Source organism: Stenotrophomonas sp. 05L414_2, from assembly GCF_056397905.1.
Window position 1 is genome coordinate 1 of sequence record NZ_JBFTOJ010000062.1, and the last position, 15771, is coordinate 15771.

Consider the following 15771-nt stretch of genomic DNA (forward strand, 5'->3'; position numbering starts at 1 on the left):
GTGGACACAACCAGGCGCATACGGCTGCGCAATGGGGTGGGTTCTGGGCCATCAGCGCCAGCGTGGCGGTGGTCGCCTCGATCCTCGGCAATGCGTTCTGGAACCGGGCCAGTCGCCTGCTGCCGCTGACCCTGACCGGGCAGATGATCGTGTTCGAGACCCTGTTCGCGCTGCTGTACGCCTTCGCCTGGCAGCGGCGCTGGCCCAGCCTGCTGGAACTGCTGGCGATCGTGCTGCTGGTGGGCGGGGTGCTGTTGTGCGCGCATGCGCATCGCACGCCGCGCGCAATCACCGAACATGTCGGCTGAATCGACGCATTGAGGGCGACGATCACCTGTTGGTCTCAGTTGCAACCAAATGCCGGCACGTTGGCCGATGATCGCTGCATGGAAATATTGCGCCGCAACACTTGACAGCGGCCATCGCGGCGGTGTTTTCTGTAGGCCATGGTCCTTGATGCCGCCAACGCCCGCCTGATCGCCCCCGCTACCGCGGGCCGTTCGACTGCGCCGGTCGCCATCACCACCACCATTACCACCACCACCGCCACCACTGCCCTGGTGCGGCCCGTCGTCTTCGTGTAACTCCCGAAAACAACGGCCCCGCACCATCCAGGTGACGGGGAAACTCGACCACCTGCATGCGACGGGGCCTCCAACCGAGGTCTGCATGTCTTCCATCGCTCCCGCCCATTCGCCTGCCGCGTCCGCATTGGCCGCGCCGTCCACTGTCGTGCACAAGTTCGGCGGCACCTCGGTGGCCGACGCCGAGCGCTATCGCCATGTCGCCGGCCTGCTGCTGGCCCGCCCCGAGTCGTTGCAGGTCAGCGTGGTCTCGGCCATGAAGGGGGTTACCGATGCGCTGATTGAACTGGCGCACCTGGCAGCCCAGGGCGATGCCGGCTGGCAGGAGGCGTGGCATGCGCTGCGCGCGCGGCATCGGGGTGCCGCGGTAGCGCTGCTGGGTGAGCAGGTGGGCGATACCGTGGACTGGATCGATGCACGCTTCGACCAGTTGGCCGAGGTGCTGGCCGCGCTGGCGGTGATCGGCGAACTGCCACGCGAGGTGCTCGACCGCGTGCAGGGCCTGGGCGAAGTGTTCTCCGCACAGTTGCTTGGTACCCACCTGCGCGCGCTGGGCGAGGACTGCGCGGTGCTGGATGCACGCGATGTGCTGGTGGTCGGCCACGGCGAACTGGGCGTGGATGTCGACTGGGATGCCAGTGCCGGCCGCCTTGCCGCGTGGCGGCTGCGGCACCCGCAGTCGCGCGTGGTCGCCACCGGTTTCGTCGCCCGCGACCGCCAGGACCGCGTCACCACGCTGGGCCGCAACGGCAGTGACTACTCCGGCGCGATCTTCGCCGCACTGTTCGCCGCCGATGAACTGCATATCTGGACCGACGTCGACGGCGTGCTGTCGGCCGACCCGCGGCTGGTGCCGGAGGCCGTGCAGCTGCACGCGCTGAGCTACGACGAGGCCTGCGAGCTGGCCTATTTCGGGGCGAAAGTGGTGCATCCGCAGACGATGTCACCGGCGATCCGGCTGGGCCTGCCGATCTTCATCCGCAATACCTTCCAGCCCAGCCATCCGGGTACGCGGATCAGCGCCGAGCGCTCGCCACGTGGCCCGGTGAAAGGGCTGACGCTGAGCACGGATCTGGCCCTGCTGAACCTGGAAGGCACCGGCCTGATCGGCGTGCCGGGTACCGCCGAACGGGTGTTCGCCGCGCTGCGCCAGGCACAGGTCTCGGTGGTGATGATCTCGCAGGGCTCTTCCGAACATTCGATCTGCTGTGTTGTCCGCGCAGGCGAAGCGGCGCGTGGTCGCGATGCCGTGGTGCAGGCGTTCTCGCACGAGCTGGCCGCCGGCCAGGTGCAGCGCGTGCAGGTCAGCGAGGGCGTCAGCGTGCTGGCCGCCGTGGGCGATGGCATGGCAGGCCAGCCGGGTGTGGCTGCACGGCTGTTCGAATCGCTGGGCCGGGCGCAGGTGAACATCCTGGCGATCGCGCAGGGGTCCTCCGAACGCAACATCTCGGTGGCGGTGGCAAGCGCCGACGCGACCCGCGCGCTGCGTGCCGCGCATGCCGGGTTCTGGCTGTCGCCGCAGACGTTCGCGGTGGGGGTGATCGGTCCGGGCAATGTTGGCGCTGCGCTGCTGGACCAGCTGCTGGCGGCGCGCCCGCAGTTGCTGGCCAAGGCCAATGTCGATCTGCGCCTGCGCGCGCTTGCGTCACGCTCGCGCATGCGCCTGGAGGCCGATGGCCTGCATGAAGACTGGCGCCAGGCGCTGCAGGACGCCGGCCAGGCCAGCGATCTGGACCACTTCACCGAGCACCTGCTGGCCGCGCATCTGCCGCATGCGGTGGTGATCGACTGCAGTGGCAGTGCAGAGGTTGCCGAGCGCTATGAAGGCTGGCTGGCCGCCGGCATCCATGTGGTGACCCCGAACAAGCAGGCTGGCGCCGGTCCGCTGGCACGCTACCAGCGCATCCGCGCGGCGGCGGCGGCCAGTGGTGCGCGCTTCCGCTACGAGGCCACGGTGGGTGCCGGCCTGCCGGTGATCACCACGCTGCGTGACTTGGTGGATACCGGAGACGAAGTGCTGGCGATCGAAGGCATCTTCTCCGGCACGCTGGCCTGGCTGTTCAATCGTTTTGACGGCAGCCAGCCGTTCTCGGCACTGGTCGCGCAGGCGCGCTCGATGGGCTACACCGAGCCGGATCCGCGCGACGACCTGTCCGGCGTGGATGTTGCGCGCAAGCTGGTGATCCTGGCCCGCGAGGCCGGTCACGCGCTCAGCCTGGAGCAGGTGCAGGTGGAGAGCCTGGTGCCGGCGTTGCTGCGCGAAGGAAGCGTGGGCGATTTCATGGCCCGCCTGGGTGCCTCCGATGAGGCGCTGCTGGCCCGGCTGCACGATGCCCGCCAGCGCGGTGCGGTGCTGCGCTATGTCGCGCGGCTGGGGCCGGATGGCGCGTCGGTCGGGCTGCAGGAGCTGCCGGCCGACCACGCGTTCGCCAACCTGCGGCTGACCGACAACGTGGTGCAGTTCCGTACCCGCCGCTACTGCGACAACCCGCTGGTGGTGCAGGGCCCGGGCGCGGGCCCGGAAGTCACCGCTGCCGGCGTGTTCGCCGATCTGCTGCGGGTGGCGGCCGGCGAAGGAGCGCGGCTGTGATCGCACGCGCTTTCGCACCCGCATCGGTGGCCAACGTGGCGGTCGGCTTCGACATCCTCGGCCACGCCATCGCCGGTATCGGCGATACGGTGAGCGTGCGCCGCATCGACGAACCATTGGTGCGCATCGATGCGATCCGTGGCAGTGCGGTCGAACTGCCGCTGGATGCACCAGGCAATACAGCAGGGGCCGCGCTGATCGCACTGCGTGCAGCGCTGGGGCTGGGCTTCGGTTTCGCCATCGAGATCGACAAGGGCATTCCGTTCGGCTCCGGCATGGGCGGATCGGCGGCCTCCTGCGTGGCCGCGCTGGTGGCAGCCAATGCAGTGCTGGACATGCCGCTGCCGCGCGAGGCGCTGTATCCGTTCGCACTGGATGGCGAAGCCGTGGCCAGCGGTGGCCGCCATGGTGACAACGTCGGCCCGCTGCTGCTGGGCGGCGTGGCGCTGTGCACGGCTGATCGCTTGGTGCCGATTCCGGTACCGGCCAGCTGGCACAGCCTGCTGGTGCATCCGCATGCGGTGCTGGAGACCCGGCGGGCACGACAGGCGCTGCAGGGCAGCTATGCGCTGGGCGAATTCGTCGCGCAGAGTGCCCACCTGGCGCTGGTGTTGAGCGGTTGCCATCGCAGCGATGCCTCGCTGGTGCGCGCCGGCCTGCGCGATGTGCTGGTGGAACCGCGGCGGGCGGGCCTGATCGTGGGCTTCGACGCGGCACGCGATGCTGCACTGGCCGCCGGCGCGATGGGCGCGGGCATTTCCGGCGCTGGGCCCAGCGTCTTTGCCTGGTTTGAAGATGCCGACCGGGCGCGCGCGGCAGCGCAGCCGGTGCGTGCGGCGTTTGCCGCTGCCGGCTTCGACAGTGATGCCTGGATCTCGCCGCTGGATGCACCCGGAGCCTGCTTGTGCTGAATCCTTCCTCCCTACCGGATATCGACCTCATGCAATTCGTTTCGACCCGCGGCCAGTCGCCGGCCGTTGGACTCAGTGCGGCCATCGCTGCCGGTCTCGCCCCCGATGGTGGCCTGTACGTACCGGAGGTGCTGCCGGCGCCGCGCGCGCTGCAGGCCGGTACGAGCCTGGCCGATACCGCCGCTGACCTGCTGGCGCCGTTCTTCTCGGGCGATGTGCTGGCCGAGGCCTTGCCATCGATCTGCGGTGAGGCCTTCGATTTCCCCGTGCCATTGCGCGCGCTGCGCAACAGCGGTGACCATGTGCTGGAGCTGTTCCATGGGCCGACGGCGGCGTTCAAGGATATCGGCGCGCGCTTCCTCGCCGGTGTGCTGTCGCGGCTGCAGACCGGCAAGGGCCGCGATCTGACCATCGTCGTGGCCACCTCCGGTGACACCGGTGCAGCCGTAGCGGCGGCCTTCCATCGGCAGCCCGGTGTACGCGTGGTGGTGCTGTATCCCGATGGGCGGGTGTCGCCGCGACAGGCGCACCAGCTCGGCTGCTTTGGCGACAACATCCAGGCGCTGCGGGTGGCCGGTTCGTTCGATGATTGCCAGGCGATGGTGAAGCAGGCGCTGGCCGACCGCGATCTGCAGGCACAGGTGCCGCTGAGCTCCGCCAACAGCATCAGCCTGGGCCGGCTGCTGCCGCAGATGAGCTATTACGCGCACGCGGCGCTGAGCCATCATGCGCAGCATCAGCGGCGCTTGAACCTGGTGGTGCCGACCGGCAACCTCGGCAATGCGATGGCGGCAGTGCTGGCGCGCGCGCTGGGCGTGCCGATCGGGCAGATCGTGCTGGCCACCAACGCCAACGCGGTGCTGCCGCGCTATTTCAGTGGCGATCCGTACCAGCCCGCGGCCAGCATTGTGACCGTGGCCAACGCCATGGATGTCGGCGCGCCCAGCAACTTCGAGCGGCTGCGCTGGCTGTACCAGGGCGACGATGCCGAGCTGCGGGCGGCGTTCCGCGCCTTCGCGGTGGATGACGTGACCATCCGCGCGACCATCGCCAGCGCGCATGCCAGCGACGGTGAACTGTTCTGCCCGCATACGGCCACGGCGGTGAAGGTGCTGCAGGATCTGCGCGCCGGTGGCGCCAAGGGTGACTGGGCGGTGGTTGCTACCGCGCACCCGGCCAAGTTCGAGGCGGTGGTGGAACCGTTGATCGGTGAAGCAGTGGCGGTGCCGCCGGCCTTGGATGCATTGCTGCAGCGTCCGGCACATGCCGAACCATTGGCGGCGCACTACGCGGCATTGCGTGAGGTGTTGTTGCGTTGATGGAGGCGCCTGCGTGGTTGCCGGCCAGCGGCCGGCACTACCAGAAGCGCGCAACACGGGGAGTGCAAGCCGATACTGATCGGGCGCTCAGCCCTGCACGTCACCGGCCAGCGTGCGCAGGCCATCCTCGTCGAGGATCTCAACCACGTTCAGATGGGGCAGGGCGATCAACCCCTGCTGGCGCAGCTTGGTGAAGGTGCGGCTGACCGTCTCCATCGTCAGGCCCAGATGATCGGCGATGTCGCCGCGGCCCATCGGCAGGGAGACGCGCAGGCCATCTCCGCCCAGCTTGGCCTCGCGCGCGGCCAGGCGAAGCAGGAAATCAGCGAGTTTTTCCGCCGGCTGCAGGCGTGCCAGCGCCAGCGCGGCATCCTGTGCGGCGTCCAGCTCCTGGCAGGCGCGCTGCAGCAGCTTGCGCTCCAGGTGCGGATAGCGGGCGCGCAGGCCCTTCATCTGCGGCAGGGCAACGCGGCACACGCGGCTGTCGGCGATGGCCTCGATGTCGTAGCGATGGTGGTCGCTGCCGCTCAGGCCCAGGTAATCGCCAGGCAGCACGAAGCCATTGATCTGGCGACGGCCATCGGCAAGCGTGCGCACCAGCCGCAGCGCGCCACCGGTCAATGTATAGACATGCTGGCGCTCTTCGCCGCTGCGGGCGAGGGTGCTGCCCATCGCCAGCTGCTGCGACACGGTCACCTGTTCCAGCGCCTGCACCTCATCGGGCGACAGCGCAGAGCACACCGCCAGGTGGCGTACCGAGCAGTGCAGGCAGTCCAGCGTGGCGCAGGACGGCGCGGCGGGGTCGTTGGTGGCGGGCGGAGCGCCGGAAGGCCGGGACATGTTGCGTGGGCGTATCGCGGGCGGGGGAGGGCTTTATGATACTTCAAGCGGCCGTTGGACCCCTTATCTGCGGCTGAGCGATGCGGGGCGCTAGAATGTCGCCCCCTCCCACGTCCCCGATTCTGCAGGAGCTCCGCCCGTGATCAAGCCCCGTACCCCGCCCGGCACCCTTGAACTGCTGCCGCGCGAGCAGATTGCGTTCCAGCGCATGCTGGACGTCATCCGCCGCAACTACGAGCGCTTCGGGTTCCTGCCGGTGGAGACGCCGGTGTTCGAGCTGTCCGATGTGCTGCTGACCAAGTCCGGCGGCGAAACCGAGCGCCAGGTGTATTTCGTGCAGTCCACCGGCGCGCTGGCCAACGCTGCTGAATCCGGCGATCGTTCGCTGCCGGAGATGGCGCTGCGCTTCGACCTGACCGTGCCGCTGGCGCGTTACGTGGCCGAGCACGAACACGAACTGACCTTCCCGTTCCGCCGTTACCAGATGCAGCGCGTGTACCGCGGCGAGCGCGCCCAGCGCGGCCGCTTCCGCGAGTTCTACCAGTGCGACATCGACGTGATCGGCAAGGACAGCCTGAGCGTGCGTTACGACGCCGAAGTGCTGGCGGTCATCCATGCGGTATTTGCCGAACTGCGCATCGGTGACTTCAGCATCCAGTTGAACAACCGCAAGCTGCTGCGCGGCTTCTTCGAAAGCCTGGGCGTGGCCGAGGGCGAACGACAGCTGGCAGTGCTGCGCGAGGTGGACAAGCTGGACAAGCGTGGCCCCGACTACGTGCGCGAGACGCTGGTGGGCGAGGGCTTCGGCATTCCGGCCGAACAGGTCGAGAAGATCCTGGCCTTCGTCGCCGTGCGTTCGCAGGGTCATGCCGATGCGCTGGCACAGCTGGCAGCGCTGGAAGACGGTGCGGGTTCCTCGGAGATCCTGCGTGCCGGCGTGGCCGAGCTGCGCGAAGTGCTGCAGCTGGTGCAGGCACTGGGCGTGCCGGAAAGCGCGTACTGCCTGAACTTCTCCATTGCACGTGGCCTGGATTACTACACCGGCACGGTGTACGAGACCACGCTGACCGACCACCCGCAGATCGGGTCGATCTGTTCCGGTGGCCGTTATGAAGACCTGGCCAGCCACTACAGCAAGTCCAAGCTGCCGGGCGTGGGCATTTCCATCGGCCTGTCGCGCCTGTTCTGGCAGCTGCGCGAAGCTGGCCTGATCGAGGGTATCGAGGCCAGCAGCGTGCAGGCGCTGGTGGCGCTGATGGACGAGCAGGGCATGCCGCAGTCGCTGGACATCGCCCGCCGCCTGCGCGCCGGTGGCATCAACACCGAAGTGCAGATGGAGCCGAAGAAGATCGGCAAGCAGTTCCAGTACGCGGCCAAGGCCGGTATCCGTTTCGTGGTGCTGGCTGGCGAGGACGAACTGGCGCGCGGCGTGGTGGCGGTGAAGGACCTGCTGCGCGAGCAGCAGTTCGAAGTCTCCCGTGATGAACTGGCCAGCACCCTGCAGGTGGAACTGGAGCAGTCGCGGGTCATGCCGTGACGCGTGCCGCTGCAGGAACACTGATGCTGTTCCTGCTGGCGGCATGCCAGAGCGATCCGGCGTTGCGCAGCACCCGGATCGGCCCTGCGAATTACCAGCTGGTGGCTGATCGCTGCCATGTGATGGATCGAGCGCAGCTTGAGCAGGATCTGCAGGCCCTTGCCGAGCGGGCGTGCCCGGGCCGGGCAGGAGCGCTGCGGAACCTGCAGCCTCGTCCCAGCCGGCAGGGCAGCCTGTTCGGTGAATGCCTGCGGCGCGGCGCGCTGCAGGCAGAGGTCCGCTGCCTGCCCTGATCGAAGCCCTGTCCATTGCCGCATCCGAACGCCCACCACCCGGTGGGCGTTTTCGTTTCCGCTGCCTGAACGGGCCTGGCGGAACCTGGTCGTGCCTTTGACGCGGCCTGCAAGAATGCGTTAATGTACTAACGCGCTATTACATTGATGCAAGAGCCCTGCCCGTGAAAGCCCGCCCCGACATCGCCGCCAAAGACCCGCACGCCGATCTTGAATCCCTGGCCCAGGCCTTTGCCGCGCTGCGCGAGCCGGAGCAGGTGGTCGCCTTCCTGCGTGACCTGTGCACGCCAGCCGAGCTGGAAGCCATGGCCGACCGCTGGAAGGTGGTGCCGCTGCTGCAGCAGGGCGTGCCCTACCGCGAGATCCACGAGCGCACCGGCGTCAGCGTGACCACCACCGGACGGGTGGCACGCACGCTCGAGCATGGCCATCGAGGCTATGCCGCCGCTGTCGACCGCCTTGCTTCGCGCTGATCCGCGCCCCGTTCCAGACTTCGAGACCTCCCCCATGAGTGCAACCCAGGCAGCGCCGGCGCGAGACCGGCTGCGTATCGCCATCCAGAAGAGTGGCCGGCTGGCCGAGCCCGCCCGCAACCTGCTCAGTGCCTGTGGCCTGAGCTGGCGCGAGAGCCGCGACAAGTTGTTCTGCTACGGCGAATCRCTGCCGGTGGACCTGTTGCTGGTGCGCGACGACGACATTCCCGGCCTGATCGCCGATGGCGTCTGCGACCTGGGCATCGTCGGCCGCAATGAACTGGACGAACAGGCGGCCGCGCGTCGCCAGATCGGGCTGGCCGATGCCTACCAGGCATTACGGGGGCTGGGCTTTGGCCAGTGCCGCTTGATGCTGGCGGTGCCGGAAGACTGGCAATGGCAGGGGCCGGCACAACTGGCCGGTACCCGCATCGCCACCAGCTACCCGGCCATCCTCAAGCAGTGGCTGGCCGCGCAGGGCGTGGATGCACAGGTGGTGGAACTGTCCGGCTCGGTGGAGATCGCGCCGCGCCTGGGCACCGCCGACCTGATCTGCGACCTGGTCTCCAGCGGCGCCACGCTGCGTGCCAACCAGCTCACCCCGGTGCACAACCTGCTCGACAGCGAAGCCGTGCTGGCCGGTGCAGTACGCGTTCCCGATGATGCGCGCGGCGCGCTGCGCAGCATGCTGCTGCGCCGCCTGGACGGTGTGGTGCAGCGGCAGGACCGCAAGCTGCTGATGTTCCGCGCCAGCGAGGACCGCGTCGACGCGTTGTCGCAGCTGCTGGCCGATGCCGAACCGTTGGTGCGTTTGCCTGCCGATGGCGGTGCATTGCGCCTGCAGACCATGTGCCCCGGTCCATTGACCTGGCAGCGCATGGAAGAACTGGAGCGCGCCGGCGCCCAGGGCCTGATGGTACTGAGCGTGGAGCGGTCGCTGGCATGAATCGTCTGATCTGGTCGCAACTTGACGAGGCCGCACGCAGCGCGGCGCTGACCCGCCCGGTGCAGACCGTGGCGCAGCAGACCCGTGATGCGGTGGCCGCGCTGATCGCGCAGGTGCGCACGCAGGGCGACGCCGCGCTGCGCGCGATCACCGCGCGCTTCGATGGCGTGGATCTGCAGGATTTCGAAGTTTCCGCAGCCGAGTTCGCAGCTGCCGATGCCGCGGTGCCGGCCGAGCTGCGCCAGGCCATGGTGGAAGCGGCCGAACGCATCACCCGCTTCCACGCAGCCGGCATGGGCCAGGGCTATACGGTGGAAACCGCGCCGGGCGTGGTCTGCGAGCGTGTGCTGCGGCCGATCGGCCGGGTTGGGCTGTACGTGCCGGCCGGTAGTGCGCCACTGCCGTCCACCGCGCTGATGCTGGGCGTGCCGGCGCAGTTGGCCGGTTGCCCACAGGTGGTGCTGTGCACCCCGCCGCGTGCCGACGGTACGGCCGATCCTGCGGTGCTGGTGGCCGCGCGACTGACCGGTGTGCAACGCGTGTTCAAGCTGGGTGGTGCGCAGGCGATCGCGGCGATGGCCTATGGCACCGAAAGCATCCCGGCGAGCGACAAGCTGTTCGGGCCGGGCAACAGTTTCGTCACCGAGGCCAAGCAGCAGGTGGCACAGGACGGTGCCGCCGCCATCGACATGCCGGCCGGTCCCTCGGAAGTGCTGGTAATCGCCGATGCCGGTGCCAACCCTGCATTCGTTGCCGCCGACCTGCTGTCGCAGGCCGAGCACGGCCCGGATTCCCAGGTGCTGCTGCTGACCGATGACGCGGCGATGCTGGCGGCCGTCGAGGCCGAAGTTGAGCGCCAGGTGGCCCTGCTGCCGCGGCAGGACATCGCCCGCCAGGCGCTGTCGGCATCGCAGTTGATCCAGGTGGAATCGCTGGCCGATGCGTTTGCGATCAGCAACCGCTACGCCCCCGAACACCTGATCCTGGCCCTGCGCGAACCGCGCGCGTGGCTGGACCAGGTGCAGGCGGCCGGTTCGGTGTTCCTCGGCGACTACACGCCGGAAGCATTGGGTGACTACTGCAGCGGCACCAACCACGTGCTGCCCACCGCCGGTGCCGCGCGCGCCTACAGTGGCGTCAGCGTGGCCAGCTTCCAGAACCTGATCAGCGTACAGAGCGCGACCGCCGCTGGCCTGGCCGYGATCGGTGGCTGCGCGCGCATCATCGCCAGCGCCGAAGGACTGGATGCGCACGAACGTGCGGTGGCACTGCGCATGGAGGTGGCCGCATGAGCGCGGACATCGACGGCGTGCTGGCCCTGGTACGGCCGGACCTGCAGGCCTTTGCCGGCTACAGTTCGGCGCGCAGCAGCGCGGTGCAGGGCGAGGTGTGGTTGAACGCGAACGAATCGGCGTGGGCCAACCCGGCCGACGCCACGGGGGGCTGCCGCCGCTACCCGGAACCGCAACCGGCTGCGCTGCGTGATGCGCTGGCGTCGCTGTACGGCGTGCAGCCGCAACAGCTGCTGGTAGGTCGTGGCAGCGACGAGGCGATCGATCTGCTGGTGCGCGCCCTGTGCGTGCCCGGCCGCGACGGCGTGCTGGTGACGCCGCCGGTATTCGGCATGTACGCAGTCTGTGCGCGGTTGCAGGGTGCGCCGTTGATCGAGGTGCCGCTGATTGACGATGGTGAGGGCCTGCGCACGGACCTGGAAGCGGTCATCTCTATGGCCAAGGGGCAGGGCGCAACGCTGGTGTTCCTGTGCGCGCCGTCCAATCCTGCCGGCAGCGATATCCCGCTGGCGGAGATCGAGCGCGTGGCCCTTGCCCTGCGCGGGCAGGCGCTGGTGGTGGTGGACGAGGCCTATGTCGAGTACGCGCAGCGCGCTTCGGCGACCACGCTGCTTGCCGCGCACGCCAACCTGGCAGTGCTGCGCACGTTGTCCAAGGCGCACGCACTGGCCGCCGCGCGTATGGGCACCTTGATCGCCGCGCCGGAACTRATTGCCGTGCTGCGCCGATGCCAGGCGCCGTACCCGGTGCCGACGCCGTGCGCCGAGCTGGCCGTGCAGGCGCTGCAGCCGGCCGCGCTTGCGCGCACCGCTGAGCGGGTAGCCACGGTCATCACCGAGCGCGAGCGCCTGCACCACAGCCTGCAGGGCCTGCCTGGCATCGGCCGGGTATACGCCTCGGCCGGCAACTTCCTGCTGGTCCGCTTTGCCGATGCGCAGGCGGCGTTCGACGCGCTGCTTGCTGCCGGCGTGGTGGTGCGCGACCAGCGCGCCGCACCGCAGCTGGGTGACGCACTGCGTATCAGCATCGGCAGCCCCGAAGAGAACGACCGCGTGCTTGCGGCCCTGTCGGCACGGAGGGCCGCGGCATGACGCCGATCCTGTTCATCGACCGCGACGGCACCCTCATCGAGGAGCCGGCGGATTTCCAGATCGACGCCTACGAGAAGCTGCGCTTCGTGCCGCAGGTGATCCCGGCGCTGCTGAAGCTGCGCGATGCCGGCTACCAGTTCGTGATCGTCACCAACCAGGACGGTCTGGGCAGCGAGAGCTACCCGCGCGCCAGCTTCGATGGCCCGAATGACCTGATGCTGCAGATCTTCGAAAGCCAGGGCATCGTTTTCCGTGACGTGCTGGTCGACTGCAGCTGGCCGCACGACAACGCGCCGACTCGCAAGCCGGGCATCGGCCTGATGACGGCCTACCTGCAGGACCGCAGCATCGACTGGGCGCGCTCGGGCATGGTGGGCGACCGCATCACCGACCTGCAGTTCGCCGACAACCTCAACATCCGTGGTTTCCAGCTGCGCACCGAACAGTTCGGCGGSSAGTGGGACTGGCCGGGCATCGCCCACGCACTGGCCGATGCACCACGCACGGCGGTGGTCCAGCGCAATACCAAGGAGACGAAGATCCGCGTCGAGCTGGATCTGGATCGTGCCGGCGATGCGCACATCCACACCGGCCTGCCGTTCTTCGACCACATGCTGGAGCAGATCGGCAAGCACGGCGGTTTCGCCCTGGACATCCGCGCCGAGGGCGACCTGCACATCGACGAGCACCACACCATCGAAGACACCGGCCTTGCACTGGGCCAGGCCCTGCGCGAGGCGCTGGGCGACAAGCGCGGCATCGGCCGTTACGGCTTCACCCTGCCGATGGATGAAACCCTGGCCAGCGCTGCGCTGGATTTCAGTGGCCGCCCGTATTTCGTGTTTGAAGGCGAGTTCAAGCGCGAGCGCGTGGGCGACATGCCGACCGAGCTGGTCCCGCACTTCTTCCGTTCGCTGTGCGATGCCAGCGGGCTGAACCTCAACCTGCAGGTGCGTGGCGACAACGACCACCATAAGGTTGAAGCCTGCTTCAAGGCCCTGGCACGTGCACTGCGGCCGGCACTGGCGCGGCAGGGCACCGCCTTGCCGACCACCAAGGGGGCGCTGTGAGCGAGGTCGTACTGATCGATGCCGGCGGTGCCAACCTGGGTTCGGTGCGCTACGCATTGGAACGGCTCGGTGCGACGGTGAAGCTGGTCCGCGATGCCGAAGGCCTGGCCGGCGCGCAACGGGTGATCCTGCCCGGCGTCGGCGCGGCCGGCCCCGGCATGCAGCGCCTGCATGCGCAGGGTTTGGTCGAGCCGCTGCGCCAGCTGCAGGTGCCCTTGATGGGCATCTGCCTGGGCATGCAGCTGTTGTTTGACCGCTCCGAAGAGGCCGGCGTGGATACGCTGGGATTGATCCCCGGCGTGGTGCGCAAGCTGGTGCCGGCCTGTGGCATCCGCGTGCCGCACATGGGCTGGAACCGGCTGCTGCCGCTGCGCCCGTCGCTGCTGCTGCAGGGGGTTCCCGAGCGCGCCAGTGCGTACTTCGTGCACAGCTATGCCGCGCCGCTGAACAGCCATACCGTCGCCGCCTGTGATCACGGCGGCCTGTTCACCGCCGTGGTCGAGCAGGGCCGCTACTTCGGCGCCCAGTTCCATCCCGAGCGGTCCGGCGATACCGGTTCKCTGATGCTGCGCAATTTCCTCGAGGGCACCGCTGCATGAGTTTCATCGTCTACCCCGCACTGGATATCCGCGACGGCCGCGTCGTGCGGCTGCGCCAGGGCGACTACGCGCAGGAAACCCACTATGGCGACGACCCGCTGCCGCGTGCGCAGGCATTCGCCACGCAGGGCGCACAGTGGATGCACCTGGTCGATCTGGATGCCGCACGTGCCGGTGGCTACACGTTGGCGCCGCTGTTGGCCGCGATCCGTGCGCAGACCCCGCTGCAGGTGCAGACCGGTGGCGGCGTGCGTGGCCGTGACGACGTGGCACGCATCCTCGATGCCGGCGCCAGCCGCGTGGTGATCGGCTCACTGGCGGTGCGCGAGCCGGCGCAGGTGATCGGCTGGCTGGGCGAGTTCGGCCCGGAGCGGCTGACCATCGCCCTCGATGCACGGCAGGACGCGCAGGGGCAATGGCAGCTGCCGGTGCATGGCTGGACCGAGAACGCGGGGGTGACCCTGGATGCGCTGGCCGAACGCTATGCACAGGCCGGCATGCGTCACCTGTTGTGCACCGACATCGCCCGCGATGGCATGCTCGCCGGGCCCAACATCAGCCTGTACCAGCACCTCGCAGCGTTGCTGCCGGGCGTGGCGGTACAGGCGTCAGGCGGTATCCGCGATGTGGCCGACGTGGCTGCGGCACAGGCCGCCGGTTGTGGCGGCGCGATCCTCGGCAAGGCATTGCTGGAACAGCGCATGGACCTGGCGGAGGCGCTGGCATGCTGAGCCGCCGGATCATTCCGTGCCTGGACGTGCGCGATGGCCGCGTGGTCAAGGGCGTGCGTTTCCGCGATCACGTCGACATGGGGGACATCGCTGAACTGGCGCAGCGCTATCGCGACCAGGGTGCCGACGAGCTGGTGTTCTATGACATCGGCGCCAGCCCGGAGGCACGGTCGGTGGACGTGGCCTGGATCGAGCGCATCGCGCGCCTGATCGATATCCCGTTCTGCGTGGCCGGCGGCATCGACAGCGTGGAGACCGCGCGTCGTGTGCTGTTCGCCGGTGCGGACAAGATCTCGATCAACTCGCCCGCGCTGGGCCGCCCGGAACTGATCAGCGAACTGGCCGAAGAATTCGGCGTGCAGTGCGTGGTGGTCGGTGTCGACTCGGTACGCGAGGACGACGGCCAGTGGCGCGTGCGCCGTTTCAGCGGCGACCCGGACAAAACCCAGGCAGTGCCGCTGCGCACGCTGGACTGGATCGTCGAGGCGCAGCGCCGGGGTGCCGGCGAGATCGTGCTGAACTGCATGGACAGCGATGGCGTGCGCCGTGGCTATGACGTCGAGCAGCTGCGCCAGGCACGTGCGCTGTGCCAGGTGCCCCTCATCGCATCGGGCGGTGCGGGTACGATGGAGCACTTCGCCCAGGCCTTTGACCAGGCCGACGTTGACGGTGCGCTGGCGGCCAGCGTATTCCACAGTGGCGCCATCGCCATTCCCGACTTGAAGCGCTACCTGCGCGAGCAGCAGATCGAGGTGCGGGATGTCTATTGATGTGCGGCCGTCGCCGCAGGCGCTGGAAACGCTGGACTGGGACAAGGGCGATGGGCTGCTGCCGGCCGTTGTGCAGGACGCCGACACCCTGCAGGTGCTGATGCTGGGTTACGTCAGCGCCGAGTCGCTGGCAGCGACGCTGGCCATCGGCCACATGACCTTCTTCAGCCGCAGCAAGCAGCGTCTTTGGACCAAGGGCGAGCAGTCCGGCAATGTGCTGGCGGTGCAGTCGATCAGCGTCGATTGCGATGCCGATACGCTGCTGGTGCTGGCGCGCCCGGCAGGTCCGACCTGCCACACCGGCGCGGAAAGCTGCTTCGACGGCGCACCGAAGGACTTCCTCGGTGGCCTGGACCAGCTGGTCGCCGTGCGTGAGGCGCTGCGCCCCTCCGGCAGCTATACGACGTCCCTGTTCGAAGGCGGCATCCGCCGCATCGCGCAGAAGGTGGGCGAGGAAGGCGTGGAGACGGCGCTGGCCGCGGTGGCGCAGGACGATGAGGCCTTGCTGGGCGAGGCGTCGGACCTGCTGTACCACCTGCTGGTGCTGCTGCGCGCGCGCGGGCTGTCGCTGGAAGATGCCCGCGACGTGCTGGAAAAGCGCCATCGTTAGAGGTGCGGTAGCGCCGGCCGCTGGCCGGCAACCCGATGATCAAGGGACGCCTGGTGGAATGCCGGCCAGCGGCCGGCACGACAGGAAAAGCGGCAATCGCGTGCGCGATGTCATC

The 15771-nt window shown here is 68.7% G+C and carries 16 protein-coding genes and 1 pseudogene; 16 read left to right on the forward strand and 1 reads right to left on the reverse strand.

Annotation, left to right across the window (positions count from 1 at the left end; genetic code table 11):
• The 5 genes and pseudogenes from AC1DJN_RS10635 to thrC all read left to right on the forward strand — a co-directional run.
• Positions 1–308, forward strand: a pseudogene (locus AC1DJN_RS10635) (EamA/RhaT family transporter); the annotation flags it as partial.
• Between the two features lie 138 nt (positions 309–446).
• Entirely contained in the window at positions 447–584 is a 138-nt protein-coding gene (locus AC1DJN_RS10640) for a hypothetical protein (protein WP_200867501.1), read from the forward strand.
• An 85-nt stretch (positions 585–669) separates the two neighbouring features.
• The gene (thrA, locus tag AC1DJN_RS10645) at positions 670–3174 is read left to right on the forward strand and encodes a bifunctional aspartate kinase/homoserine dehydrogenase I (protein WP_442251206.1); all 2505 of its coding nucleotides are present in this window, start codon (positions 670–672) and stop codon (positions 3172–3174) included.
• The gene (locus AC1DJN_RS10650; protein ID WP_032976078.1) at positions 3171–4085 is read left to right on the forward strand and encodes a homoserine kinase; all 915 of its coding nucleotides are present in this window, start codon (positions 3171–3173) and stop codon (positions 4083–4085) included. Before thrA ends, AC1DJN_RS10650 begins: the two co-directional genes overlap by 4 nt.
• A gap of 29 nt (positions 4086–4114) precedes the next feature.
• Positions 4115–5404, forward strand: coding sequence for a threonine synthase (gene thrC, locus AC1DJN_RS10655; RefSeq protein WP_442251205.1), 1290 nt, complete (start codon positions 4115–4117; stop codon positions 5402–5404).
• A gap of 87 nt (positions 5405–5491) precedes the next feature.
• On the opposite strand, the gene AC1DJN_RS10660 is transcribed toward thrC, so the two are convergent.
• Positions 5492–6244, reverse strand: coding sequence for a Crp/Fnr family transcriptional regulator (locus AC1DJN_RS10660; RefSeq protein WP_033830968.1), 753 nt, complete (start codon positions 6242–6244; stop codon positions 5492–5494).
• 139 nt (positions 6245–6383) lie between these two features.
• On the opposite strand from AC1DJN_RS10660, the gene hisS reads away from it, so the two are divergent.
• The 11 genes from hisS to hisIE all read left to right on the forward strand — a co-directional run bounded on the left by hisS (position 6384) and on the right by hisIE (position 15656).
• Positions 6384–7781, forward strand: a complete 1398-nt coding sequence (hisS, locus tag AC1DJN_RS10665; RefSeq protein WP_025874842.1) for a histidine--tRNA ligase — start codon at positions 6384–6386, stop codon at positions 7779–7781.
• Between the two features lie 23 nt (positions 7782–7804).
• Complete coding sequence (locus AC1DJN_RS10670) at positions 7805–8074, forward strand: hypothetical protein (protein WP_032975535.1); 270 nt, start codon at positions 7805–7807, stop codon at positions 8072–8074.
• A gap of 164 nt (positions 8075–8238) precedes the next feature.
• Positions 8239–8547, forward strand: a complete 309-nt coding sequence (locus AC1DJN_RS10675) for a YerC/YecD family TrpR-related protein (RefSeq protein WP_282280152.1) — start codon at positions 8239–8241, stop codon at positions 8545–8547.
• Between the two features lie 34 nt (positions 8548–8581).
• The gene (gene hisG, locus AC1DJN_RS10680) at positions 8582–9493 is read left to right on the forward strand and encodes an ATP phosphoribosyltransferase (RefSeq protein WP_033830971.1); all 912 of its coding nucleotides are present in this window, start codon (positions 8582–8584) and stop codon (positions 9491–9493) included.
• A complete protein-coding gene (gene hisD, locus AC1DJN_RS10685) occupies positions 9490–10785 on the forward strand; it encodes a histidinol dehydrogenase (protein WP_478039192.1) in 1296 nt (431 codons plus the stop codon). Before hisG ends, hisD begins: the two co-directional genes overlap by 4 nt.
• Positions 10782–11876, forward strand: coding sequence for a histidinol-phosphate transaminase (gene hisC / locus AC1DJN_RS10690; RefSeq protein WP_442251202.1), 1095 nt, complete (start codon positions 10782–10784; stop codon positions 11874–11876). Before hisD ends, hisC begins: the two co-directional genes overlap by 4 nt.
• A complete protein-coding gene (hisB, locus tag AC1DJN_RS10695) occupies positions 11873–12946 on the forward strand; it encodes a bifunctional histidinol-phosphatase/imidazoleglycerol-phosphate dehydratase HisB (RefSeq protein ID WP_478039193.1) in 1074 nt (357 codons plus the stop codon). The genes hisC and hisB overlap by 4 nt, the downstream gene beginning before the upstream one ends.
• A complete protein-coding gene (gene hisH / locus AC1DJN_RS10700) occupies positions 12943–13545 on the forward strand; it encodes an imidazole glycerol phosphate synthase subunit HisH (protein WP_025874829.1) in 603 nt (200 codons plus the stop codon). Before hisB ends, hisH begins: the two co-directional genes overlap by 4 nt.
• Positions 13542–14276, forward strand: coding sequence for a 1-(5-phosphoribosyl)-5-[(5-phosphoribosylamino)methylideneamino]imidazole-4-carboxamide isomerase (gene hisA, locus AC1DJN_RS10705; protein WP_032975531.1), 735 nt, complete (start codon positions 13542–13544; stop codon positions 14274–14276). Before hisH ends, hisA begins: the two co-directional genes overlap by 4 nt.
• Positions 14270–15046: an imidazole glycerol phosphate synthase subunit HisF gene (hisF, locus tag AC1DJN_RS10710; protein ID WP_442251201.1), complete on the forward strand. Its 777-nt coding sequence runs from the start codon at positions 14270–14272 to the stop codon at positions 15044–15046. Before hisA ends, hisF begins: the two co-directional genes overlap by 7 nt.
• The gene (gene hisIE / locus AC1DJN_RS10715) at positions 15036–15656 is read left to right on the forward strand and encodes a bifunctional phosphoribosyl-AMP cyclohydrolase/phosphoribosyl-ATP diphosphatase HisIE (protein ID WP_025874822.1); all 621 of its coding nucleotides are present in this window, start codon (positions 15036–15038) and stop codon (positions 15654–15656) included. The genes hisF and hisIE overlap by 11 nt, the downstream gene beginning before the upstream one ends.
• Positions 15657–15771 lie beyond the last annotated feature (115 nt).

What these genes read in the sequence shown, in the direction of transcription:
- AC1DJN_RS10640 (WP_200867501.1), top strand. Translation starts at nt 447, where the DNA reads ATGGTCCTTGATGCCGCCAACGCCCGCCTGATCGCCCCCGCTACCGCG.
- thrA (WP_442251206.1), top strand. Translation starts at nt 670, where the DNA reads ATGTCTTCCATCGCTCCCGCCCATTCGCCTGCCGCGTCCGCATTGGCC.
- thrC (WP_442251205.1), top strand. Translation starts at nt 4,115, where the DNA reads ATGCAATTCGTTTCGACCCGCGGCCAGTCGCCGGCCGTTGGACTCAGT.
- AC1DJN_RS10660 (WP_033830968.1), bottom strand. Translation starts at nt 6,244, where the DNA reads ATGTCCCGGCCTTCCGGCGCTCCGCCCGCCACCAACGACCCCGCCGCG.
- AC1DJN_RS10670 (WP_032975535.1), top strand. Translation starts at nt 7,805, where the DNA reads ATGCTGTTCCTGCTGGCGGCATGCCAGAGCGATCCGGCGTTGCGCAGC.
- hisA (WP_032975531.1), top strand. Translation starts at nt 13,542, where the DNA reads ATGAGTTTCATCGTCTACCCCGCACTGGATATCCGCGACGGCCGCGTC.
- hisF (WP_442251201.1), top strand. Translation starts at nt 14,270, where the DNA reads ATGCTGAGCCGCCGGATCATTCCGTGCCTGGACGTGCGCGATGGCCGC.
- hisIE (WP_025874822.1), top strand. Translation starts at nt 15,036, where the DNA reads ATGTCTATTGATGTGCGGCCGTCGCCGCAGGCGCTGGAAACGCTGGAC.